The 22544-nt window shown below is 72.3% G+C and carries 13 protein-coding genes and 2 pseudogenes; 5 read left to right on the top strand and 10 right to left on the bottom strand.

Annotated features, from left to right (window positions below; translation table 11 throughout):
• Positions 1-35: 35 nt before the first annotated feature.
• A complete protein-coding gene (locus EJG53_RS12480) occupies positions 36-1247 on the bottom strand; it encodes an acetate kinase (protein ID WP_125044906.1) in 1212 nt (403 codons plus the stop codon).
• Positions 1248-1290: 43 nt separating this feature from the next.
• Positions 1291-3389: pseudogene (gene pta / locus EJG53_RS12475) on the bottom strand (phosphate acetyltransferase).
• Positions 3390-3618: 229 nt separating this feature from the next.
• Between pta and EJG53_RS12470 the strand changes: the two are divergent.
• From EJG53_RS12470 to EJG53_RS12455, 4 genes are all read left to right on the top strand, one after another.
• On the top strand, positions 3619-4644 hold the full coding sequence (locus EJG53_RS12470) for an ATP-dependent 6-phosphofructokinase (RefSeq protein WP_031007997.1): 1026 nt from the start codon (positions 3619-3621) through the stop codon (positions 4642-4644).
• A gap of 168 nt (positions 4645-4812) precedes the next feature.
• Entirely contained in the window at positions 4813-5232 is a 420-nt protein-coding gene (locus tag EJG53_RS12465; protein ID WP_125044905.1) for a phage holin family protein, read from the top strand.
• Positions 5229-5582, top strand: a complete 354-nt coding sequence (locus tag EJG53_RS12460) for a DUF3618 domain-containing protein (RefSeq protein WP_125044904.1) — start codon at positions 5229-5231, stop codon at positions 5580-5582. Before EJG53_RS12465 ends, EJG53_RS12460 begins: the two co-directional genes overlap by 4 nt.
• A complete protein-coding gene (locus EJG53_RS12455) occupies positions 5582-5842 on the top strand; it encodes a DUF4235 domain-containing protein (RefSeq protein WP_031007993.1) in 261 nt (86 codons plus the stop codon). The genes EJG53_RS12460 and EJG53_RS12455 overlap by 1 nt, the downstream gene beginning before the upstream one ends.
• Positions 5843-5943: 101 nt before the next feature.
• Here EJG53_RS12455 and EJG53_RS12450 read toward each other — a convergent pair whose 3' ends face one another.
• The 8 genes and pseudogenes from EJG53_RS12450 to EJG53_RS43870 all read right to left on the bottom strand — a co-directional run.
• A complete protein-coding gene (locus EJG53_RS12450) occupies positions 5944-6249 on the bottom strand; it encodes a hypothetical protein (protein ID WP_031007991.1) in 306 nt (101 codons plus the stop codon).
• A gap of 134 nt (positions 6250-6383) precedes the next feature.
• The gene (locus tag EJG53_RS12445; protein ID WP_125044903.1) at positions 6384-8042 is read right to left on the bottom strand and encodes a catalase; all 1659 of its coding nucleotides are present in this window, start codon (positions 8040-8042) and stop codon (positions 6384-6386) included.
• 137 nt (positions 8043-8179) lie between these two features.
• Complete coding sequence (locus EJG53_RS12440; RefSeq protein ID WP_125044902.1) at positions 8180-9172, bottom strand: YihY/virulence factor BrkB family protein; 993 nt, start codon at positions 9170-9172, stop codon at positions 8180-8182.
• Positions 9173-9254: 82 nt separating this feature from the next.
• On the bottom strand, positions 9255-9662 hold the full coding sequence (locus EJG53_RS12435; protein ID WP_125044901.1) for a HalX domain-containing protein: 408 nt from the start codon (positions 9660-9662) through the stop codon (positions 9255-9257).
• Positions 9663-9781: 119 nt separating this feature from the next.
• Positions 9782-13738: a polymorphic toxin-type HINT domain-containing protein gene (locus tag EJG53_RS12430; protein ID WP_167515102.1), complete on the bottom strand. Its 3957-nt coding sequence runs from the start codon at positions 13736-13738 to the stop codon at positions 9782-9784.
• 366 nt (positions 13739-14104) lie between these two features.
• Positions 14105-16678 (bottom strand): ABC transporter permease, encoded by a 2574-nt coding sequence (locus tag EJG53_RS12425; RefSeq protein ID WP_125044899.1) that lies wholly within the window; start codon positions 16676-16678, stop codon positions 14105-14107.
• A 42-nt stretch (positions 16679-16720) separates the two neighbouring features.
• Positions 16721-17503, bottom strand: a complete 783-nt coding sequence (locus EJG53_RS12420; protein ID WP_125049332.1) for an ABC transporter ATP-binding protein — start codon at positions 17501-17503, stop codon at positions 16721-16723.
• A gap of 306 nt (positions 17504-17809) precedes the next feature.
• Positions 17810-18436 (bottom strand): annotated as a pseudogene (locus EJG53_RS43870) (mycothiol-dependent nitroreductase Rv2466c family protein); the annotation flags it as partial.
• A gap of 179 nt (positions 18437-18615) precedes the next feature.
• On the opposite strand from EJG53_RS43870, the gene EJG53_RS12415 reads away from it, so the two are divergent.
• A complete protein-coding gene (locus tag EJG53_RS12415) occupies positions 18616-22503 on the top strand; it encodes an nSTAND1 domain-containing NTPase (RefSeq protein WP_125044898.1) in 3888 nt (1295 codons plus the stop codon).
• Positions 22504-22544 lie beyond the last annotated feature (41 nt).

Below are 22544 nucleotides of genomic sequence, written 5' to 3'. Positions count from 1 at the left end.
GGGTGCCGACGGCGCCTGGCCGGGTGTGCCGGAGGTCAGCCGCCGACCAGGGCGTAGGTCTGGCCGGCGATCTCCAGCTCCTCGTCGGTGGGGACGACGGCGACCGCGACGCGTGCGTACTCCGGCGATATCAGCCGCGCCGCGTCGGACCGTACGGAGTTCAGGTCGGCGTCCACCGCCAGCCCCAGCTCCTCCAGCCCCTTGACCGCGGCCTCGCGCACCGGGGCGGAGTTCTCGCCGACGCCCGCGGTGAACGCCACCGCGTCCACCCGGCCCAGCACCGCGCTGTAGGCGCCGATGTACTTCTTCAGCCGGTGGATGTAGATGTCGAAGGCGAGCGCGGCCCGCTGGTCGCCCTCGTCGATCCGGCGGCGGATCTCCCGCATGTCGTTGTCGCCGCACAGCCCGACCAGGCCGCTCTTCTTGTTGAGCAGCTCGTCGACCTCGTCCGCGTCCATGCCCGCCACCCGCTTGAGGTGGAAGACCACGGCCGGGTCGATGTCGCCGGAGCGGGTGCCCATGACCAGGCCCTCCAGCGGCGTCAGGCCCATGGAGGTGTCCACGCAGCGGCCGCCGGCCACCGCCGAGGCGGAGGCGCCGTTGCCCAGGTGCAGCACGATGACGTTGACGTCCTCGGGCGCCTTGCCGAGCAGCTCGGCGGTCTTGCGCGAGACGTACGCGTGCGAGGTGCCGTGGAAGCCGTACCGGCGGATGCGGTGCGCGTCGGCCGTCTCCACGTCGATGGCGTAGCGCGCCGCGTGCTCCGGCATCGAGGTGTGGAAGGCGGTGTCGAAGACCGCGACCTGCGGCAGGTCGGGGCGGAGCGCCTGGGCGGTCCGGATGCCGGTGATGTTCGCCGGGTTGTGCAGCGGCGCGACCGGCACCAGCCGCTCGATCTCCTTGAGCACCGCGTCGTCGACCACGGTCGGCGCGGTGAACTTCAGGCCGCCGTGCACCACCCGGTGCCCGATCGCCGCCAGCTCGGGCGAGTCCAGGCCGAGCCCGTCCGCGGCCAGCTCGTCGGCGACCGCCTGCAGCGCCTCCTCGTGGTCGGCTATCCGGCCCTCGCGCTCGCGCTTGTCCCCGCCGGTCGCCAGCGGCGTGTGGGACAGGCGCGAGGTCTCCTCGCCGATGCGCTCGACGAGGCCCACGGCGAGCCGGGAGCCGTCCTGCATGTCGAGCAGTTGGTACTTCACCGAGGAAGAGCCGGAGTTGAGGACGAGGACGCGGGTGGCGTTGGCAGTCATGAAGCAGCTTTCGGTCGGTTGTGGGGGGCGGGCTGCGGGGGTGTCAGGCGCCGGCGGCGGGCGAGCCGCCCGGTGCCGCACCCTGCGCCTGGATGGCCGTGATGGCCACGGTGTTGACGATGTCCTGGACGAGCGCGCCGCGCGACAGGTCGTTGACCGGCTTGCGCAGGCCCTGGAGCACCGGGCCGACGGCGACCGCGTTGGCCGAGCGCTGCACGGCCTTGTAGGTGTTGTTGCCGGTGTTCAGGTCGGGGAAGACCAGCACGGTGGCCCGCCCGGCGACCTCGGAGTCCGGCAGCTTCGTCCTGGCCACCGCGGCGTCCACCGCCGCGTCGTACTGGATCGGGCCCTCGACCAGCAGGTCGGGCCGGCGCTCGCGGACCAGCTCGGTGGCCTTGCGGACCTTGTCGACGTCCGCGCCGGAGCCGGAGGTGCCGGTGGAGTACGACAGCATCGCGATCCGCGGCTCGACGCCGAACTGGGCGGCGGTGGCCGCCGACTGGATGGCGATGTCCGCGAGCTGCTCGGCGTCCGGGTCCGGGTTGACGGCGCAGTCGCCGTAGACCAGGACGCGGTCGGCCAGGCACATGAAGAACACCGAGGAGACGATCTGCGCGCCGGGCTTCGTCTTGATGATCTCGAAGGCGGGGCGGATGGTGGCCGCGGTGGAGTGCACCGCGCCGGAGACCATGCCGTCGGCCAGGCCCTCCTGCACCATCAGCGTGCCGAAGTACGACACGTCCGCGACCACGTCGTACGCCAGCTCGTAGGTGACGCCCTTGTGGGCGCGGAGCTTGCCGTACAACTCGGCGAAGCGCTCGCGCAGCGGGGATACCTGCGGGTCGATGATCTGCGCGCCCTCCAGGTCGATGGCGAGGTCGGCGGCGCGCTTGCGGACCGCGGCCTCCTCGCCGAGCAGCGTCAGGTCGCACACGTCCCGGCGCAGCAGGACGTCGGCGGCGCGCAGCACCCGCTCCTCGTTGCCCTCCGGCAGGACGACCCGGCGGCGGCCCGCGCGGGAGCGCTCGATCAGCTCGTGCTCGAACATCATCGGGGTGACGCGGCCGGAGCGGGCGATGGAGATACGGTTCGTCAGCTCGGCGGTGTCCACATGCCGCTCGAACAGGCCGAGCGCGGTCTCCGCCTTGCGCGGCGCCGCGGCGTTCAGCTTGCCCTCGACGGCGAACAGCTCCGCCGCGGTCGGGAAGGAGCCGCCGGAGACCGAGATCACCGGGGTGCCGGGCGCGAGCCGGTCGGCCAGCGCCATGATGTCGGGCCCGGGACGCTCGTCCAGGGTCAGCAGCACGCCCGCTATGGACGGGGCGCCGGCGCTGTGCGCGGCGAGCGAGCCGATGACCAGGTCGGCGCGGTCGCCGGGGGTCACGACCAGGCAGCCGGGGTCAGCGCCTTCAGGAAGGTCGGCAGCATGGCGCCGCCGAAGACGAAGTCGCGGGCGTCGCGGGCCAGCCCCGAGTCGTCGCCGAGCAGCACCTCGGCGCCGAGCGCGTGCACGATCTGGCCGACGGTGGGCGCGGAGAGGGCGCCGTCCTCGGGGAGCGCGTAGCAGGGGACGGGCAGGTGGGCGGAGAGCTGTTCGGCGACGGCCGGGTGCTGGCCGGGCGCCACCCGGTTCACGATCAGGGCGACGACGTCGCAGCCCAGCGAGTGGTAGGCGCGGTAGGCGTTGTGCGCCTCGGCGCGCACCGACGCGGCCTCCTGGCCCTGGCCGCCGACGACCGGCAGCACCGCGGCGCCGAACTCGTTCGCCAGCCGGGCGTTCAGGTTCAGCTCGGCCGGCAGGCTGGTGGCGGCGTAGTCGGAGCCGAGCACCAGGACGTACTCGTGGTCCTTGGCCACCCGGTGGAAACGCTCGACGAGCTGGGAGACCAGCTCGTCGGTGCCCTGCTCGGCCTGGAGGCGGGCGGCCTCCTCGTAGCCCAGGCCGAAGACGGTCTCGGCGGGCTGGGAGAGCCGGTAGCGGGCCCGCAGCAGTTCGAACAGGCGATCGGGTCCGTCGTGGACCAGCGGGCGGAAGACGCCCACCCGGTCCACGTGGCGGGTCAGGAGTTCCATGACTCCCAGCTCGACGACCTGGCGGCCGTCGCCGCGGTCGATACCGGTCACGTACACGCTGCGCGTCACGCGTGCTCTCCGATCCATCCGTCGCTTCGCAAGGTCAAATTTCCCGTTATGGTGAGCTTGCCCCTCTTGACAATACCTGCGGCTGTGGTTAAGTCGCCCCTCCAGTTTTACGCATGTGTCAGCGGGCAGTCGCAGTGGTGCCCGACGCTGTGAGCGCAACGCGCGCCGGCCCGTGAAACAATCGGACCGGCTCACAAGAACCAACAGCGAGCACAGGAGACACAGCACCATGCGTATCGGAGTCCTCACCGCGGGCGGCGACTGCCCCGGCCTCAACGCTGTGATCCGTTCGGTGGTGCACCGCGCCCTCACCGGCCACGACGACGAGGTCATCGGTTTCGAGGACGGCTTCAAGGGCCTGCTGGACGGCCGGTACCGCAAGCTGGACCTGGACGCCGTCAGCGGCATCCTGGCCCGCGGCGGCACCATCCTCGGCTCCGCCCGCCTGGAGCGCGCCCGGCTGCGCGAGGCGTGCGAGAACGGCAAGGACCTGGCCCGGGAGTACGGCATCGACGTGCTCATTCCCATCGGCGGCGAGGGCACGCTCACCGCGTCGAAGATGCTCGCCGACGCCGGCCTGCCGATCGTCGGCGTGCCCAAGACCATCGACAACGACATCTCCGCCACCGACCGCACCTTCGGCTTCGACACCGCCGTCGGCGTCGCCACCGAGGCCATCGACCGCCTCAAGACGACCGCCGAGTCGCACCAGCGGGTCATGGTCGTCGAGGTCATGGGCCGGCACGCGGGCTGGATCGCGCTGGAGTCCGGGATGGCCGGCGGCGCCCATGGCATCTGCCTGCCGGAGCGCCCCTTCGACGTGAACGACCTGGTCGCGATGGTCGAGGAGCGCTTCGACCGGGGCAAGAAGTTCGCCGTGGTCTGCGTCGCCGAGGGCGCCCACCCCGCCGACGGCACGATGGACTACGGCCACGGCGAGATCGACCAGTACGGCCATGAGCGCTTCCAGGGCATCGGCACCGCCCTCGCCCGCGAGCTGGAGCACCGCCTCGGCAAGGAGGCCCGCCCGGTCATCCTCGGCCACGTCCAGCGCGGCGGCACGCCCACCGCGTACGACCGCGTGCTGGCCACCCGCTTCGGCTGGCACGCCGTCGAGGCCGCGCACCGGGGCGACTTCGGCCAGATGACCGCCCTGCGCGGCACGGACATCGTGATGAGCCCGCTGGCCGACGCGGTCACCGAGCTGAAGACCGTGCCGGTGAGCCGCATGGACGAGACCGAGTCGGTCTTCTGACCCACCGCTTCCGCAGCCGACGGCGCGCGTTCCCCCGCCGGGGAGCGCGCGCCGTCGCGTTGCGCGGAAGACGGCCCGTACGGCGCCCGGCACCGTAACGGCCGGCATTCCGGTTAACCGGCCCGTGAGGAGGTACCCGGCGCGCACAAGGAAGGAGGCGTGACCGGGATGAGCGACTTCGTGGATCACCGGACGGCCCGGCCGGACGGCAGGCCGGTCAACGAACTGGTCACCCAGGCGTCGGAGCAGCTCTCCAGCCTGGTGCGCGACGAGATGCGGCTGGCGCAGACGGAACTGGCGCGCAAGGGAAAGCGCTTCGGCGTGGGCGGCGGGCTGCTCGGCGGCGCCGGCACGGTGGCGTTCCTGGCGGCCCAGGCCCTGGTGGCGACCGCGATCATCGCGCTCGGGCTGGTGCTGCCGCTGTGGGCGGCGGGCCTGGTGGTCGTGGGCGTGCTGCTGGTGCTGGCGGCGGTCCTGGGGCTGCTGGGACGGCAGCGGATTCGCCGTGCCACCCCGCCGGTGCCCGAGGAGGCCGTACGCAGCGTCCGGAAGGACATCGAGACGATCAAGGAGAGGGCCCGGCGATGACCAGTGACCCCGGCAAGGGCGGCACGGCGGGCCCGGACGAACTCCGGGCCCGGATCGAGCTGACCCGGCAGGAACTCGGCGACACCGTGGCCGCGCTGGCCGACAAGGCCGACGTCAAGAGCCGCGCGCGGGAGCAGGCGGCCCGGCTGTCGCGTTCGACCGGCGTCCGGGCGGCCGCCGCCGCGGGCGGCGCGCTGCTGGCCGGCGCGCTCGTGCTGCGGCGTCGGAACCGCGTGCGGATGCGCCCGTACGTACGGCGCGCCAAGCTGCGTACGAGGAAGACCGCCCGCCCGCTCGCCAAGGCAGGGGCCAAGGCCCGGCGGGCCTGCCGGAGCAAAGGACACCACTGATGATTAAACTGCTCTACAAGCCGCTCGGCGTGCTGTTCGGCGTCCTCGGCGGTGTGCTGGCCGGGGCGCTGTTCAAGCGCCTGTGGAAGCTGGTCGGCGGCGCGGAGGACGCGCCGAAGGCCACCGACGAGGACCGCCGCTGGCGCGAGGTGCTGCCCGCCGCCGCCCTTCAGGGCGCGACGCTCGCGGTGGTCAAGGCGGCCGTGGACCGCAGCGGCGCGACAGCCGTCCGCAAGGCCACCGGCACCTGGCCCGCCTGAATCCCCGGCGCCGCCGTACGTCGTACGGCGGCGCCGGGCCGTACGCGACGGGGCCGCGGTCCGCACACGTACCCCCGGCGGGCCCCGCCGTCAGGATGCCGTCACGGCCGGGGATCGACCCGCTGCCAGCGGGGCCGCGCGTCCCCGCCCCGGCGCCCCGCGACGGACGCGCAGCGCGGGCACACCCGCTGGACCCGGTCTGCGGCCCCGCCGGACTCGGGCAGGATGTCGGGCCAGGCGACGTGCGGGAACCGGGCCAGTTGCGAGCGGCTGAGCGAGAGACCGCACACGGTCTGGTTCAGCCCCTGCTCCCAGGCGTGCACCTCGCCCGCCGGCAGCCGCCGCCCGTCCTCGTCGTCCACCCACTGGCCCGATCCCGCGACCGCGTACCGCTTCGCCGCTGCCATGCCCGATCGTTCCTCCTCCCGTGGCGCCCCGCGCGGGAGGCGCGGGGAACCACCTCGGTGCCACGGGACACGGCCCCGCCGGACCACCGGCGAGGCCGTGTCCCAGGGCGTCGTCCGTGCGTTCACCGTGCCCGTCAGGAGGCGACGGTATGCCGCTCGTCGGGTACGCAGTGGGTCATGGTCAGCCCGGACACGTCCCGCGGCGGATTGTCGCCGAGGCGCGTCAGCCGCTCCCGGTCCTCGTCCGTCAGGTCCTGGCCGGCCAGCGGCTCCAGATGGGCGACGTCCTTCGGGCCGATGCCCAGCCCCTCGCCGACGCGCAGCCCCAGCTCGTTCTCGACCAGCAGGAAGTGCCACACCATCCGCTCCTGCACCGGCCGGTCGGCCTGGGAGATCAGGTCGGTGAGGTTCTTGACGAGGTCGTCGCGCTCCCAGTCCGCCATCAGCCGGAAGCGCTGGCCCGCCTGGAGGTAGTCGTTGGTGCGCGGGATGCGGCTGCGGGTGAGCCGGCCGCGGATCTCCGGCCCCTGATCGTCGTGGGTCGGGTAGGTGCCCTCCCGCAGGCCGCCGGTGATCGACGGCTCGTAGTTGACCTCCGGGTTCGGCCCGTGCTGGTCCTGGTCGTACGCCATCAGGCCGTCGCGCTGGTTGGTGTGCACGGTGGCCCGCTGGGCGCGGTTGACGGGGAGCTGGAGGTAGTTCGGGCCGACGCGGTAGCGCTGGGTGTCGCTGTAGGAGAAGGTCCGGCCGACGAGCATCTTGTCGTCGGAGAAGTCCAGGCCGTCGACGAGGACGCCGGTGCCGAAGGAGATCTGCTCGTTCTCGGCGAAGTAGTTGTCCGGCATCCGGTCGAGGACCATCCGGCCCACCGGACGGGGCGGGAAGTCCTGCTCCGGCCAGACCTTGGTGTCGTCCAGCGGGTCGAAGTCCAGCTCCGGGTGGTCGTCGTCGCTCATCATCTGGACGACCAGTTCCCACTCGGGGTGGTCACCGCGCCGGACCGCCTCGTACAGGTCTTTCGTCGCGTGGCCCAGCTCCCCGGCCTGGACGGCGGCGGCGTCCTCCTCGGTCATGCTGCGCACGCCCTGCTTCGGCAGCCAGTGGTACTTGACCAGGACGGTGTCGCCCGCCTGGTTCACCCATTTGTAGGTGTTGACCCCGAAGCCCTGCATGTGCCGGTAGTCGGCCGGGATGCCGCGCGGGCTGAAGAGGTTGACCAGCATGTGCATCGACTCCGGCGTCTGCGACATGAAGTCGAAGATGCGGGCCGGCTTCTGCTCGTGCGAGACCGGGTCGGGCTTGAGGGAGTGGATGACGTCGGGGAACTTGATGGCGTCCCGGATGAAGAAGACGGCCAGGTTGTTGCCGACCAGGTCCCAGTTGCCGTCCTCGGTGTAGAACTTCACCGCGAAGCCGCGCGGGTCGCGGGCCGCCTCGGAGGAGTCCCGGCCGCCGATCACGGTGGAGAACCGTACGGCCACCGGGGTGCGCTTGCCCGCCTCCTGGAACAGCCGGGCCCGGGTCCAGCGGCCGACGGGCTCGTCGCCCCACTTCCCGTAGCTCTCGAAGTAGCCGTACGCGGTCACGCCGCGGGCGTGCACGACCCGCTCGGGGATGCGCTCCCGGTCGAAGTGGCTGATCTTCTCGATGAACTGGTAGTTCTCCAGCGTGGCCGGTCCGCGCGCCCCGACCGTCCGCTGGTTCTGGTTGTCGTAGACCGGGTGGCCTTGCCGGTTGGTGAGCACCGGGCGGTCGTCGCCGGGCGCCGGCCCCTGGCTTGCTACGTCTGTCACTGCTCTCGGTTTCCTTCAGCACTCGGCGGCGCCCGGGTCCGCGCCGTGGGTGGGGCCCCGGAAGGTCAGAGGTACCCGCTGGGGCGGCGGTGGTGCAGACGCTCACCTTTTTGGGGCAGCGCGCGCCGGGGCCTCGCTCAGTGGTCCGGCGACGGCTCCCGTTCCGTACGGCGCCGCCGGCGCGGGAGCCGCAGACGGTCCGGCCAGGCACGGGTGTCCCGCGGCTCCACGTACGGCTCCTCCCGCGCCGGGTGCCCCTCGGTGATCGCCCGCTGCCGGGCCAGCTCGGCGTCGAACTCCAGACCCAGCAGGACCGCCAGGTTCGACAGCCACACCCAGACCAGGAAGACGATGACGCCCGCCAGGGTGCCGTACGTCTTGTTGTACGAGCCGAAGTTCGCCACGTACAGCGCGAAGCCCGCCGAGGCGGCCAGCCACAGCACGACGGCCAGGAAGCTGCCGGGCGTCAGCCGCCACAGCCCCTGGTCCCGTACGTTGGGCGTGGCGCGGTACAGGATGGTGATCATCAGCACCACGAGCAGCAGCAGGACGGGCCACTTGGCGACCGACCAGACCGCGATGCCGGTGTCGCCGACGCCCAGGGCGCGGCCCGCCTGCCGGGCCAGCGAGCCGGTGAAGACCACGATCACCGCGCTGGCCGACAGCAGCACCATCAGCACGACCGTCACACCGAGCCGCAGCGGCAGGGTCTTCCACGCCGGCCGCCCCTCCGGCAGGTCGTAGACGGCGTTGGCGGCTCGGATGAAGGCCGCTATGTAGCTGGAGGCCGACCACAGCGCGGCCAGCAGACCCACGACGGCCAGCACCCCGCCGGTGCCGGGCCCGTCCTGCAACTGGCGTACCGCGCCGCGCAGGATCTGCTGCGCCGCCTCCGGCGTGATCTCTTCGAGAGTGCCGAGCACGGCGTCGGTCGCCGACTTCCCGATCACCCCGAGCATCGAGACCAGCACCAGCAGCGCCGGGAAGAGGGAGAGCACCCCGTAGTACGTGAGGGCCGCGGCACGGTCGGGAAGCTCGTCGTCCACGAACTCCTTGACGGTGCGCCGCAGTACGGACCACCACGAGTGGGCGATCAGCGTGGTGGTTTTCTCGGACGTTTCGGCTGCCATGCGCTGCGGGTTGCCCTTTCGGGGCGGCCGAACCCTCGCCGCGGCCCTCGAACGGCCCTCCGTCGGCTTCCTCGCGGAACGGCTACGGAACGACGTCGACCGTCACCCCGAACTCCTCCCGGAGACTCCGGGCGAACTCCTCGCCTCCCCGCCCGGGTACGACCAGATGCCACCAGCCGAGCCCCGACGGATCCGCGACGGGCAGCCGCTCGGACGCCACCCGGCGGAACCGCTCGTCGACGGCCTCCACCCTCGCCCGGAAAGCCGCATACCCCTCGGTCTGCCGCAGCCGCTCGTCGGTGAGCGCACGCTCGATCGCGTCTCTGATGCGCAGCTCGTAGAAGTAGTCGGGAAGGGCGTCGTCGTAGCCTTCCTCGCAGGTGTCCACGAACGCGCTCCAGTGGCCGAGATCGCCGCGCGGCGAGACGGCCCGCGCCCGGCCCGAGCCGTACTGCACCTCCGTGTACCGGACGAAGAACTCCTCGCTCATGTCCGTCCTTTCGTGGTCGTTGTCGGTGGGGGACGGGGCCGGGGCGCACCCGGTGTCGAGGGTGCGCCCCGGCTTCACATTCCGGCGCCTTCATGTCCGGCGCTCGGCGAAAAATACGGTCAGGGGATGATACGCCCGCCGAACCGCTGTTGCTGTTCCCGGAAATACTCGTCCAGACGTTCCGGGCGGAAGAAGGTCTGCACTACGCCCCGGTTGTCCCGCACGCCGAAGTATCCGGTCTTCGGGTCCATGCGGAAGAGCGACCCCGCGTCCGACATCAGGTCACCGGAGCGCGGAGGGCCGCTAAGGAAATCGCTGGCTGCCTTCTTGTAGGCATTGTACCCGTTCGGTCCGCTGAATTCGGGCATGTCCGGCTTGACGTGAGGCTTCCCGTTGTATCTTCCCTTCTTGTTCAGGTCCACCCCAAAAACGTGCTTCAAGTAGTGATTCAGTGAGGACCTGGAGGAATTGAAGGCCGGACCGCATTCGGAATTGTGCACCAGGACCGGCGTGGTGCCCGCGAACACGTAGTACGTGTGCAGACCCGCCACAGTGAGATTGTAGGTACGGGCGGATTCGGTGAACGCGCGGTTTCGGTGGACTTTCACGACGCCGTTGTCGAGGGTCCGGAGCGTCATGCCCCTGCGGAGGTCGGCCGCCTCGACCCAGGCGTGCTGCGAGGGGGACCAGAACGGATGCTCGTGCGTGGCCGTGAGCCGCTGCTCCCCCTGCGAGGTGGCCACGGTGAGTTCGTTGAAGCGCTTGTCGTGTTCGGTGATGATGCGGGCGATGACCGTGCGAGGGCCGGTCCGGCCGTCGACCGGGTCCGTGGCGGTCACCGAGTCGCCGACCGCCACGTCCTCGACAGGCTTTCGGCTCCCGTCCGCCATCAGTACTCCGGTGCCCGCCAGGAAGCAGGTGGCGCACTTGATTCCGGCCTTGACGATGCGCGAGCCCTTGGCGATGCCTTCGACACCTTCACCGCCCAGCTTGAGTATCTTGCCGGCCTTGCCCACCGGAACAATGGAAAGGGCGAAGGAGACACACGGGCCGAAGCTCGGTTCTTTGATGCATCTTTCCAGATCGGCGAGTCCGCTGAATTCCCATGCGATGGCGGTCATCGTGGGATCGGGTTCCGGTACCTCAAGTATGCCGCCGCCGGCGATGCAGACCACGTCGGCCAGCTCGTGCGAGAGATTGGGGCGGCAAATTTTCTTCTCGGCCTTCTCCTTTTCTCTCTGTTTGCGCTCCTCTTCGGCCTTGCGGAACGCCTCAGCTTCTTCCGCTTCGAGCTTTTTCCGCACGCTCTCCCACGCCTGGGAAGCCAGGGTGTCGGCTTCGGCAGCACTCTTTCCGGCGCTCAGTGCGGAGAATCTTGCCTCGGTCGCACTTTCGTTTGCCGCGTTCGCGGACCGACGGGCGTAGTCGGCGGAGAATTCGGCTTGGGCCGCGGACTGTTCGGCTGCCTTGGCGTCAAGATCGGCGGCGTCGGCGGCTTTGCGCGCACGCTTCGCGGAATCCGCGGCCTGCGCGGCGCTGGTCTCGGCACTGGTGGCGGATTGGTCCGCGGCGCGACGGTAGTCCTCCGCGAGCTCGGCGGATTTCCTTGCCTCGGCGGCGGCAGCGGTGGCATCGGTGGAGGCTTTGTTGGCCTCGGCGGCGGCCTGAGCGGCGAGCCAGCGGTTGCGCTGGGCCTGGGCGGCGACGAGGGAAGCCTCGGATACCAGACGCTGCATCTGGGCGACGTGGTTGGCGGCGAGCTTGTCCTTGCGATCGGCCATGTACTGGCCGGTCTGGACGAACTCGTGGAGCTGGTCGGGGGAGCCCGCCAGGGCGACCTTGGCCGCGGCTTTCACCTCCGGGCCGCCGTCGTTGACCAGTTTCGAGGCGATGACCTGTTCGTCGGAGTTCTGCGCCGCGTACTGGCCGGTGGCGATGAAGGCGGCCAGCACCTTGCCCCGCCCGTCGCGCAGGGCGGCCTTGGACGCTTCCTTGACCCCGGGCCCGCCCGTGCCGTTGATCTGGGAGACGCGGACGGTGAGATCGGTGGCGGCCACGTCGTACTGGCCGCTGGTGAGGAAGTCGCGGATCTGCTGGTCCGACCCCTTGAGTGCCTGTGCAGCGGCCGTGCGCACCACCTCGTAAGGGCTGTGGGTACTGAGCCGGGACACCTGCTCGCGGCTCTCGTCCTGTCCGGCCTCCGTCCAGCCGCGGCGCAGATAGTCCAGAACGTCCTCGTCCGAGCCGGACAGGGCCCGTGCCGCGGCGTCCTGACTCCACGATCCGCGCAACTTGAGCGCCTTCATGGCCAGCGCCCGCCCCTTGCCGACGAGCACCTTGGTGTCGGCGCCGGCCTTGTCGGCCTCGGCGGCCAGCTCGGCGGCCGTGGTGTCCAGTGAGCGGGCCTCGGCGAGACCGGCAGCAGAGGTCGCGGTCAGGGAAGCGGTTTGGGACGCCCGGGTCCTGGCTCGTTCGATGGCGGCGCTGGTGCGGGTGGCCAGGTCCTCCGCCTCGGTCTGCCGGGCGACGTCGAAGACCTTCTTGGCTGTGGCGGCCGCGGTGTCGGCTGCCTCGGCGGCCAGTTTCGCCGCGGCGGCGTGCTTGTTGGCCTCTTCGGCGGCCTTGGCCGCTTCGCCGGCATGCTGGGCGGCCTCGTCGGCGGCAGCCGCGGCGTTCCTGGCATGGGTAGCCGCGGAGTTGGCGGCGGCGCGCGCCTCGAATGCGGCGTCGGCGGAGCGCCGGGCCAGCGCTTCGGCGGCGTTGGCGGCCCGGTTGGCCTCACGCGCGTGACGGCGGGTCTCCGCGGCCGCGGCCGCGGCCTCACCGGAGTGCACCCCCGCGGCCCGGGCATAGGCGTTGGCCCGGTCGGCGGCGTCGGCTGCGGCGTCGGCATCGGCACCTGCGCTGTGCGCCGCGCCGGCCGCGGCTCCGGCGGCCAGCGACGCCTCGCCCGCCTTCTTGGCCGCTTCGGCCGAGGTGTCGGCGAGTGCTGCGGCCTGCCGGGCCTTCTTGGCCATGTCCCGGGCCTCGCCGGCCCGGCCCGCGTTGGTGGCCGCCGCGATGGAGGCGTTGTAGGCGTCGTTGGCCGCGTTGGCGGCGGAGGCCGCCGCCGCGGCGGTCTGTGCCGCGGCGAGCGCCGCTATGCGTGCCGCGCGGTTCGCGGCGTTGGCCGCGCCGATGGCTTGCTGGGCGGCCGCGGCGGCGCCACGGGCCGCGTCCGCGGCCCGCTTCGCCTTGACCGCGGCCTGCTGGGCGTCGCCCTTGGCAGCCTCGGTCTCCTCCGCGGCCTTCAGTGCGGCTTCCTTGGCCAGGGCCGATGCCTCGATCGCGCGGGCGGAGGCGTCCTGGGCCTGTTGGGTGGCGTTCTTGGCCCGGATGCCGGCCTGGGTGGCCTGCTCCGCCAGTTGGGCGATGGTCGCGTGCTCCTGGTCGCGGTTGCGGGCGACGAACTGACCCACTTCCAGGAATTCGGTGATGTCCTCGGGTGTGCCTTTCAAGGCCACCTTGCCGGCTGCCTGGACCGCCGGACCGCCAGTGTTGACGAGCCGCGAGACCTCGACCTCGTCGTCCTTCCTGCGAGCCTCGTACTGGCCTTGGGCAAGGAACTTGACGACATCTTCGGGAGTTCCCTTCAGCGCCGCCTTCCCGGCGTCCTGGACTCCCTTGCCACCGAAATTGATGATGCGCGAGACCTCGACCTGCTGGTCCTGCTGCAACGGTGCCTTCCACCCGTCCCGCAGGAACGCCCGCACGGGCTCGGGGGCGTCGGCCTTGCCGGCTTTGAGCGCGGCCTTCGCCGCTGCGCGGACCGCGGGCCCGCCGGCGTCGAAAACCCGGCTGGCGTCGATGTAGTCGTCGTCGAACTCGATCCTGTCCTTCTGGGCGAGAAACTTTCTGATGTCCTCGTCCGTGCCCAGGAGCGCCTGCTCAGCGGCTGCCTTGACACCGCTGCCCCCGTCCATCCAAGCGTCGACCGCTTGTCCGCGGCGAAGGAGCGGGTCGTCTTCGACGATCTCCGTCGCGCCGGCGACGTGCGAGCCCATGAGGCCGGCCACCAAGGCGGCGGACAGCACCATGGAACAGGCGCCGCGCCGAAGTAACTGCCCACGGCGGAAGGCGGGTTCCTGGCGGCCTAATGGGCGTAACGCGTTCGTTCCCGGTCTTCCCCGTCTCATCGTTCGATCCTTGTGGTGGCTTGGCCGCTGACCACCATGCGGTGCTGAAGGAACTGCATATCCGGAACGCCTCTCTTAATGTTTTGTACGCTCTTTACTGATGCCACTCGCGGGCGAATCATGATGACCGCCTTTGTGGCCGCCAGGGCATCTCGGTGATCACCGTTGTCCGAAAGGCGTTGTGAGAAGGCCGGTTCGCGCAAGAACGTCCGCCCCGTCCCTGGGGAGAGGGACGGGGCGGACAGGAGGGGCGGGTGCTGACGGGGGTTACTGGGCGCCGATGGACTCCAGCATGTTCAGGCGGGCGGCGCGGCGGGCCGGCCAGGCGGCGGCGAGGACGCCGACCACGAGGGCGATCGCCAGGAAGATGCCCAGGCGGTCCCACGGCAGGATCATCTCGTACGTCGGCATCGAGGCGGCCGTCATCTTGCCGCCGGCCCAGGCGAGGAAGACGCCCACACCGATGCCGAGGACCGCGCCGAACAGGGAGATGACGACGGATTCCAGGCGGACCATCTGCTTGATGCCGCTGCGGGCGAGGCCGATGGCGCGCAGCATCCCGATCTCCCGGGTGCGTTCGAAGACCGACATGGCCAGGGTGTTGACGACGCCGACGACCGCGATGATCACGGCCATGCCGAGCAGTCCGTAGACCATGTTCAGGACGGTGTCGATGCTGCCGGCGTTCTCCTTGCGCAGCGCGTCCTTGTCCTGGACCTTGAGCAGCGGGCTGTCGCCGAGGGCCTTGCGGATCTCCTTCTCCAGCCCGGCGTCGGGCCCGTTGGCCGTCTTGACCAGGACCTTCTCGTCCTTGAGGGGCTTGACGTGCGGGTCGACCAGCGTGGTGGAGCCGAACAGGTCGCCGACGGTGGCGTTGTCCTCGTAGACGGCGGCGACCTTGAGCCGGGCCTTCTCCTTCTTCTCCGTGCCGGTGAAGAAGCCGACCTCGTGGGTCTCGCCCGTCTTCCAGTGCAGCTTCTCCGCCCGGCTGCGGGAGACCGCGACCCCGCCGCCGTCGCGCACGGCGTCCAGCGACCCGCTGACGAACGTGAGGTCGGTGACCTTGCCGAGGTGCGCGAGGTCGGTGCCGGTGACCGAGCCGTAGCCGTTGCCGCCGTCCGTCTCGAAGGCGGCCGAGCGCAGGGGCACCGCCGCCTGCACGCCGGGCAGCTTCGCGGCCTGCTTCGTCAGTTCGGGGTCCAGACCGCGGAAGTTGGCCGTGCTGACCTGGTAGTCCGCGGTCAGGCCCTGGGCGGCCATCTCGTCCGAGGCGCGCTGGCCCGAGACGCCGACGACCGTCATGCCGGTGATCAGGGTGAGGCCGATCATCAGGGCGGAGGCGGTGGCGGCGGTCCGGCGCGGGTTGCGCAGCGCGTTCTCCTTGGCCAGCTTGCCGCTGACGCCGAAGATCCGGGTGGTGACCTTGCCGGTCAGCGAGACCAGCGGCCGGGACAGCAGCGGCGCCAGGACGATGACGCCGACCAGGGTGAGCGCCGAGCCCGCCATGGGGGTCATCATGTCCTCGGCGGTCTTCCGGGTGGACACATAGAGCATGATCGCGACGCCGAGGCCGGTGATGACCGCGCCGATGGTGTTGCGGACGACCAGGCCGCGCAGCTTGGGCGCCGCGTCCACCGTGTTCAGCGCCTCGACCGGGGCGATCTTCGCGGCCTTGCGGGACGGCAGCCAGGCGGCCAGTACGGTCACCAGCACGCCGACGCCGAGCGCGGACAGGACGGCGCTGGGGCTGATGACCAGCGGGCCGTCGGGGAAGCCGGCGCCGTTGGCGTTGAGCACCGCGCGCATGGTGACCGCGATGCCGGTGCCGAGGGCGAAGCCGACGACGGAGGAGACCAGGCCGAGCAGGCCCGCCTCGGCCAGCACCGAGCGCACCACCTGGCGGCGGGAGGCGCCGATCGCCCGCATCAGCGCGATCTCACGGCTGCGCTGGGAGATGAGCATGGTGAAGGTGTTGGCGATGATGAAGACGCCGACGAACAGCGCGATACCGGCGAACACCAGCAGCGTCTTGCTCATCGCCTGGTTGCTCTGCTCGACCATCTTGGCCTGACCGGCGGCGAGCGCGGCGCCGCTGGTCGCCGTCGCGCGGTCCTTCGGCAGCAGCTTCTCGACGGCGGCGGTCAGCGCCTTCTCGTCGGTGCCGGGCTTGGCGGCCACCACCAGTTCGTCGTACTGGCCGGGGCGCACGAACAGCTTCTGCGCGGTGGCGGTGTCGAACAGCGCGAGGCTGCCGCCCGCGGTGACCTGCGGGTCCTCGGAGTGGACGATGCCGACGAGCTTCTTGTGCAGGGCCGGACCGTCGGTGGCGAAGCGCACCGTGTCGCCGAGCGCCAGGCCGCCCTTCTCCGCGGTCGCCTCGTCGAGGGCGATCTCGCCGGCCCCGGCCGGGCCGCGGCCCTGGACGACCGGGTAGCGGCTGTCCTTGCCGCCCGCGCCCGGCTGGTAGTTGGTGGCGACGTTCTGCCAGTCGTTGCCGATCGGCTGGTTGTCCTTGTCGGCGACGGTGGCGCGGCCGCTGACGTTGGCGTGCACGGCGGCCACGCCGGGCAGCGAGCGGACCTGGTCGGCCAGCCGGTCGGTGAGCAGGGTCGTACGGTTCTTCCCGTCCTCGGGGACGGGCGGCGCGTCCCCCGAGGTGGCCTGTACGGAGACGGCGACGTCCTTGAAGCTCTTGGCCGAAGCCTTCTTGACGGCCTCGCCGACCGTGTCGCTGAAGACCAGGGTGCCGGAGACGAAGGCCACGCCGAGGAGGACCGCGAGCGCGGTCATCATCAGGCGGGCTTTGTGCGCGAGCACATTGCGCAGGGCGGTTCGGAACATGGTGGTGGTGTCAGTCCTGGGGTGAGGTGTCGGCGGCGGGCGTCAGCTCGTACGGTTCTTGGCGTCGAACAGCCGCATCCGGTCCAGGACGGCGTCGGCGGTCGGCTCGTACAGCTCCTCGACGATGCGGCCGTCGGCCAGGAAGATCACCCGGTCCGCGTAGGCGGCGGCGACCGGGTCGTGGGTGACCATGACGACGGTCTGCTGCATCGCCCGTACGGACTCGCGCAGGAAGCCGAGCACCTCGGCGCCGGAGCGGGAGTCGAGGTTGCCGGTCGGCTCGTCGGCGAAGATGATCTCGGGCTGGGAGGCCAGCGCGCGGGCCACCGCGACGCGCTGCTGCTGGCCGCCGGAGAGCTGCGCGGGCCGGTGCTTGAGCCGCCCGGACAGGCCTACCGTCGAGACGATGCGGTCCAGCCAGTCCCGGTCGGCCTTGCGGCCCGCGATGTCCATGGGCAGCGTGATGTTCTCCAGCGCGGTCAGCGTCGGCAGCAGGTTGAACGCCTGGAAGATGAAGCCGATCTTGTCGCGGCGCAACTGGGTGAGCTTCTTGTCGTTCAGACCGGTCAGCTCGGTGTCCCCGATCAGGGCCGAGCCGGACGATATGGAGTCCAGGCCCGCCATGCAGTGCATCAGCGTGGACTTGCCGGAACCGGACGGACCCATGATCGCGGTGAAGCGTCCGCGGCCGAACTCGACGGACACCTGGTCCAGCGCGACCACCTGGGTCTCCCCCTGCCCGTAGACCTTGCTCAGGTCCGTGGCACGGGCGGCGACGGCCGCGGTGGCTCGGGCGGGGGCGGGGAAAGCGGCCGCGTGGGACACGGGTGAACTCCTGGGAAGGGGACGGGCGGGGCCGCCGGGGCGGTCGGGCCCGGCGGGACACCGGTCTCCGCGGGGCCGGAAGGGCCCTGGGAGGTAGGTGTGTGGTGCAGTCCCATTCTTCGTCGTGCGAGGTCCCCGACACCTCAGTCCGAAGTGGTGAAAGTGGCACCGGCTGGAAGTCCGACCCGGGCGGGGGCCGTCATCCCGTGGGGGACGGTCGTCCGACTTGTGGCCGACACAAGGAGAGGCCCCGGCGGCCGGTTCGGGGCCGAAGTCCGGTGCGGCGGCGGCCGGGCGGCGCAGCTCGTGGAAGCCCGGTACGGAAGCCAGTTTCAGGACACCGTCCCACAGCCGCCCCGCCGCCTCTCCCCGGGGAGCGGGGGAGACCACCGGCCCGAAGAAGGCCACCTCGTCCACCGCGACGACCGGCGTGCCGACGTCCGTTCCGACCAGGGCGACGGCGCGCGCGTGCGACGCCCGGACCACCGCGTCGTACTCCGTGGTCCACGCCGCCTCGGCCACCTCGCGCGGCAGCCCCGCGTCCGTCAGCGCGCGCTCGATCCCGTCCCACTCGCCCCGGTGGTGCAGCCGCACGCCGAGCGCCCGGTAGAAGCGGCCCAGCGCCTCGTGCCCGTACCGCTGCTCCACCGCCGCACAGGCCCGCACCGGCGCCCACAGGTACGCGCCCCACTCGCCGTCCGGGTCCTCGGGGTCGACCTCCCGGCCCTCGTTGAGCACTTGGAGACTCATCAACCGCAGGCGTACCCCGACCGGGCGGACCCGGGTCACCTCCTGGAGCCACTGCGCGGCGACCCAGGAGTACGGGCAGACCGGGTCGCACCAGAAGTCCGCCGTGACCCCGGAGCCGCAGGCCGCCGCCCACGTCGCCGTCTCCGCCGCCCCGCTTGCCGTCCCGTCCGCCGCCCTGTCCACCGCGCCCTCCCCGCCGTAGGGACCGGACGCGGCCGGCCACGGCCGGCGCGCGCCCGGAACGTCTCCAGGATGCCATCGGGGAACGCCGCCGAGTTGTCCGAAAGTGCAGCTCGCCCGGGACGAACACGTCGGACAATGGGAGATCGGGCCGCGGGGGGCGGCCCCGGCGCAGGAAGAAGGTGGCGGGGATCGCAGGGGGAGGACAGCACAAGCCCCGGCTGGGACGGCCCGAACGGCCGGTGGACCCGCAGGCCGGGCCGGTGGAGCGGCTGGCCTGGGAACTCCGCCGACTGCGGCAGCGGGCCGGGACACCGAGCTACCGCACGCTCGCCAAGACGGCGCACTATTCGGCCAGCACCCTGGCGGAGGCGGCCAAGGGCGAGCGGCTGCCGACACTGGACGTCGTCCTGGCCTACGCCCAGGCGTGCGGCGGGGAGCGGGCCGAGTGGGAGGCACGGTGGCGGGCGGCCGCCGGGGCCGGCGGCGACGAACCGGTCACGGCACGGTGCCCGTACCCGGGGCTGGCCGCCTTCGAGGCGGCCAACGCCGCCGAATACTTCGGCCGGGCGACCCTCACCGAGGAGCTGTCCGAGCGCGTCGGACAGCACACGCTCACCGTGGTGTTCGGCGCCTCCGGCAGCGGCAAGTCCTCCCTGCTGCGGGCCGGACTGGTGCCCCACCTCGGCGCGCACTGGCACCCCGTACTCCTGACCCCGGGAGCGCGGCCGCTCACCGCCCTGGCGGCGGCGGTGGCCCGCCTGGTGGCGGAACCCGGCCCGCCGGGCGGCGGCGGCCCGGCCGCCGACACGGGCCCCGCGGTGGGGGAGGACGAGGGGGTGGGCGAGGACGGCGGGGACGTCGACGAGCAGGCGCGTACGGACGACCGCCCCACTCCCGTCCCTGAAGCTCCAGCCCCCGAAGCCCCCACCCCCGAACCCCCCACCACCCCCCTCCGCCGCAGCCTCGACGACGACCCCGCCGCGCTCGACCTGGCCCTGCGCACCTGGCTCGCCGCGCGGCCCGACACCGCCCGCGCGCTGCTGGTCGTCGACCAGTTCGAGGAGGTCTTCACGCTCTGCGCCGACGAGGCCGAGCGCACCGCCTTCCTCGGCGCGGTGGCCGATCTGGCCCGTTCCGACGACCGGCGGATCCGGCTGGCCGTCGGCATCCGGGCCGACTTCTACGCGCGCTGCTTCGTCCACCCGGGGCTGGTCGCCGTGCTGCGTACGGCCGGCCAGTTGCCCGTCGGGCCGCCCAGCCGTGCCGAGCTGCGGGACATCATCGCCGAGCCCGCCGTCCGGTCCGGCGTCCAGGTGGACGCCGACCTGGTGGAGGCGGTGCTCGCCGAGGCGGCAGGCCAGCCGGGCGCGCTGCCGCTGGTCGGGCACGCGATGCGCGAGACGTGGCAGCGGCGGAGCGGCGGCACCCTGCGGCTGGCCGACTACCGCGCCACCGGAGGGATGCGCGGCGCCGTCGCGCAGACCGCCGAGCGGATGTACGAGGAGGCCGGGCCCCGGCAGCGGAAGGTGATGCGGGCGGTGTTCCTGCGGCTGACCGCGCTCGGCGAGGGGACGGAGGACACCCGGCGCCGGCTGGCTCGCCGCGAACTGGACGGCCTGGCCGAGCCGCAGGAGATCGACGGGCTGCTGCGCAAGCTGGCCGCCGCCCGGCTGGTGGTGCTGTCCGACGGGAAGGTCGAGGTCGCCCACGAGGCCGTGATCCGGGCCTGGCCCCGGCTGCGGCACTGGCTCGACGAGGACCGGGAGGCGCTGCGGACCCACCGCAGGCTCACCGCCGCCGCCGAGGCGTGGCACGAACTGGGCCGGGACGCGGGCGCGTTGTACCGGGGCGCGCAACTGGCCGGGGCGCAGGCCTGGGAGCGGGTGCACGGCGCCGCGCTCAACGCCCTGGAACGGGACTTCCTGCGCAGCGCCACCGGCGCCGACCGGCGGCGGGGCCGCCGCGCCCGCTGGCTCACCGCGTCACTCGGTGCTCTGCTCGTGCTCGCCCTGATCGCGGCGGGCATCGCCTTCGAGCAGCGGTCGGACGCCGAGGCGCAGCGCCGGATCGCGGTGTCCCGGCAGTATGCGGCGGAGGCCGCCGAGCTGCGCCGGGAGCAGCCCCAGGCGGCGGCGCTGACCGCGCTGTACGGCTACCGGCAGGCGCCGACGGTCGAGGCGCGGGGCAGTCTGCTGAGCGCCTACGGCGCGTTCCGCGCCAACCAGTTCACCGGCCACACCGGCGTCGTGACCGCGGTGGCCTTCAGCCCGGACGGCCGCACCCTGGCCACCGGTTCGGTGGACCGTACGGTCAAGCTGTGGGACACCGCCACCGACCGGCTGCGCGGCACCTTCATCGGCCACATCGGCCCCGTCTACGCGCTCGCCTTCAGCCCGGACGGCCGGTATCTGGCGTCCGCCGGGGACGACACCACCGTACGGCTGTGGGACGTCCCGAACCGCCGGCTGCTCGGTGTGCTGAACGGCCCCTCGGGACGGGTGATGTCGCTGTCCTTCTCCCGGGACAGCCGCACCCTGGCGTCCGGCAGCACGGGCGACGCGGTCCGGCTGTGGGACGTCGCCTCGCGGCGCCAGGTCGCCGACCTCACCGGACACAAGGGCAATGTGACGGCGGTGTCCTTCTCGCCGGACGGGAAGGTCCTGGCGTCGGCCGGTGACGACCGTACGGTCCGGCTGTGGGACGCGCGCACCTACCGGCCGCTGGCCACGCTCACCGGACACGTCCAGCCGGTGTTCGCGCTGGCCTTCAGCCCGGACGGGCGGAGCCTCGCCAGTGGGGGCGGGGACCGTACGGTGCGGCTGTGGGACGTCGCCGGGCGGCGCGCAGCGGGCGAGCTGACCGGTACGGCCGACCGGATCACGGCGCTGGCCTGGTCGCCGGACCGCCGGACCCTCGCCGTGGGCAGCTACGACGGCATCGTCCGGCTGTGGGACGTGAACCGCCGGCACGCGCGGGACAAGTTCACGGCGCGGGTGGAGTCGGCGAGCGCGCTGTCGTTCGCGCGGAACGGTACCGCCCTGGCCGCGCCCGCGGACGACGACACCGGCACGGTCCGGCTGTGGCGCATCGCCGGCCACGGCCGGGAGCGGCTCGGCGGCCGGCAGGGCGGGATCACCTCGGTCGCGGTGTCCCCGGACGGCCGGACCATCGCCGCCGCGGGCAGCGAGCTGACGCTGTGGTCCGCCGACCGGCCGCAACCCCTGCGGTCGCTCGACGCACCGCCCGGGGTGATCACCAGCCTGGTGTTCTCGCCGCACGGCGACGTCTTCGCGTCCGTGCACGCCGACCGTACGGTCCGGCTGTGGGACGTGCGCTCGGGCCGGCTGCTCGCCGAGCTGCGCGGGCACACCGGCACCGTACGGGAGGCCGCCTTCTCGAAGGACGGCAAGCGGCTGGCCACCGTCGGGGACGACCGCCACCTGTTCCTGTGGGACGTGGCGAGCCACCGGCGTACGGGCGCGCGCCAGCTCTCCGGCAACGGCTCCACCGTCACCTTCGCACCGGACGGCAGGACCCTGGCGGTCACCGAGAACGCCGGCAACCGGGGCGTCGTACGGCTGTGGGACGCGGCCACCCTCGAAGAGGCCGCCCGGTTCACCGGCCGTTCCTATCCCGTCTTCGCCGCCGCCTTCGCCGACGACGGCAAGACCCTGGCCACGTCCGGCACCGACCACGACATCCTGCTGTGGGACGTGCCGGGGCGCCGCCTGGCCGGCACCCTGCGCGGCCACTCCAGCAGCGTCGCCTCGCTGGCGTTCAGTCCGGACAGCCGTTCGCTGGCCTCGGGCGGGGACGACGACACCGTACGCCTGTGGGACGTGGCCGCCCGCAGTACGACGGCCGTGCTGTCCGGGCACTCCGGCAGTGTGCTGTCCCTGTCGTACTGGCCCGACGGCCGGTCGCTGGTCAGCGGCAGCGCGGACGGCACGGTGCGTGAGTGGTCCGTCGACGTCGGGGAGACGGCCAGGAACATCTGCCGGCTGAGCCGGGAGGGCCACTGGGCGCAGACCGCGCGGGGCGTGCCGGACGACTGGTACTGCCGGTGAGCCGGAGGGGTCGCGCCCGTCGGTACGGGGGCCCGGCGGTG

Source organism: Streptomyces chrestomyceticus JCM 4735 (assembly GCF_003865135.1).
GTDB lineage: Bacteria > Actinomycetota > Actinomycetes > Streptomycetales > Streptomycetaceae > Streptomyces > Streptomyces chrestomyceticus.
The sequence above is the reverse complement of the archived record's forward strand: the minus strand, read 5'-3'. Positions and strand labels throughout refer to the sequence as shown.

Excerpts from the sequence above, each read along its gene's own strand:
- EJG53_RS12480 (WP_125044906.1), bottom strand. The coding sequence starts at position 1,247 with ATGACTGCCAACGCCACCCGCGTCCTCGTCCTCAACTCCGGCTCTTCC.
- EJG53_RS12470 (WP_031007997.1), top strand. The coding sequence starts at position 3,619 with ATGCGTATCGGAGTCCTCACCGCGGGCGGCGACTGCCCCGGCCTCAAC.
- EJG53_RS12465 (WP_125044905.1), top strand. The coding sequence starts at position 4,813 with ATGAGCGACTTCGTGGATCACCGGACGGCCCGGCCGGACGGCAGGCCG.
- EJG53_RS12460 (WP_125044904.1), top strand. The coding sequence starts at position 5,229 with ATGACCAGTGACCCCGGCAAGGGCGGCACGGCGGGCCCGGACGAACTC.
- EJG53_RS12455 (WP_031007993.1), top strand. The coding sequence starts at position 5,582 with ATGATTAAACTGCTCTACAAGCCGCTCGGCGTGCTGTTCGGCGTCCTC.
- EJG53_RS12450 (WP_031007991.1), bottom strand. The coding sequence starts at position 6,249 with ATGGCAGCGGCGAAGCGGTACGCGGTCGCGGGATCGGGCCAGTGGGTG.
- EJG53_RS12440 (WP_125044902.1), bottom strand. The coding sequence starts at position 9,172 with ATGGCAGCCGAAACGTCCGAGAAAACCACCACGCTGATCGCCCACTCG.
- EJG53_RS12435 (WP_125044901.1), bottom strand. The coding sequence starts at position 9,662 with ATGAGCGAGGAGTTCTTCGTCCGGTACACGGAGGTGCAGTACGGCTCG.
- EJG53_RS12430 (WP_167515102.1), bottom strand. The coding sequence starts at position 13,738 with ATGGTGCTGTCCGCCGCCTTGGTGGCCGGCCTCATGGGCTCGCACGTC.
- EJG53_RS12425 (WP_125044899.1), bottom strand. The coding sequence starts at position 16,678 with ATGTTCCGAACCGCCCTGCGCAATGTGCTCGCGCACAAAGCCCGCCTG.